Genomic DNA, 970 nt, shown 5'->3' on the forward strand with positions numbered 1-970 from the left:
CGGGCCCCGGGTGTGGCGGGGCCGGGAGCGCCCCCGGACACACCACGGGCGGGTCCTGCCGCCGCAGGGCCGGCGCCGGCGGGCTCGTCCTCCGCACCGTCCCGGGTGCGAGGCGTCGAGTCCTCCCAGTCCACCGCCCCCACCGCCGTGGAGGGGGCGACCACCCGGCGGTGGGCGCGCCGGGTCATGCGCGACCCGACTGCTGCGCGGCAGCGCGCAGCACGCCGTTGCGCACCCGCATCGCCTCACGGCCCAGGTCACGGTGCAGGTCCAGGCTCGAGACCTGCTCCACGAGCCAGCCGGCCCGGCGCAGCTGCTCGGGCCAGACGCGCACGTGGGCGTCCACCTCGACGTCGCGGCGGGTCACCGGCTCGTCGAACAGGATGGTGGTGATCTCCGGACGGCGAGGACCCGGGGCGACGTGCAGCACCCAGCCCAGCAGGGCGTGGTGCACCGGGCGCACCACGAGGCCCTCGGCCCGCAGGCGGCGCACGAAGCGCGCGTGCAAAGGCGGCAGATCCGCATCGGCCACGGCCCTGCCACCCACCGGCGGGGCGTCGAACCAGCGGGTCAGCAGACCACCGGCGGTGTCCGGGACGGAACGGGCGGCGCGCAGCTCGTCCTCCGACGAGCGGGTGACCACGAGGTCCAGGGCACGACGCGCCCGGCGCAGCACCGGCAGCACCAGCCGGTCGGTGCCCGGGGCGGCCACGACCTCGCCCAGCAGCTCGCCGTGCCCGTCGGCCAGCACCACCACCACGTCGGCCGTGGTGCGGACGGCGCGACGCCACGGCAGCACGGTGACGTTGCCGCGCACGGCCGCCGTGTAGTGGTCGCCCTCCAGGTGCCGGTCGAGGCGCTGGCGCCACCAGGTGGCCTCGGCATCGGTGGGCGGGGTCACCAGCACCGACTGCGTGCCCGAGGGCTGCGCGAGGGCGCCACGGACGAGCTCCCAGACGGCCTGCGGCAC

The 970-nt window shown here is 77.4% G+C and carries 1 protein-coding gene; it reads right to left on the reverse strand.

Going from position 1 to position 970, the window contains the following annotated elements; genetic code table 11:
- Positions 1-184: 184 nt before the first annotated feature.
- The coding region (locus HMPREF3099_RS12905) for a hypothetical protein (protein ID WP_168168475.1) at positions 185-970 on the reverse strand (786 nt) is incomplete at its 5' end.

It is taken from the genome of Kytococcus sp. HMSC28H12 (genome assembly GCF_001816045.1).
In the GTDB taxonomy this organism is placed as follows: domain Bacteria; phylum Actinomycetota; class Actinomycetes; order Actinomycetales; family Dermatophilaceae; genus Kytococcus; species Kytococcus schroeteri.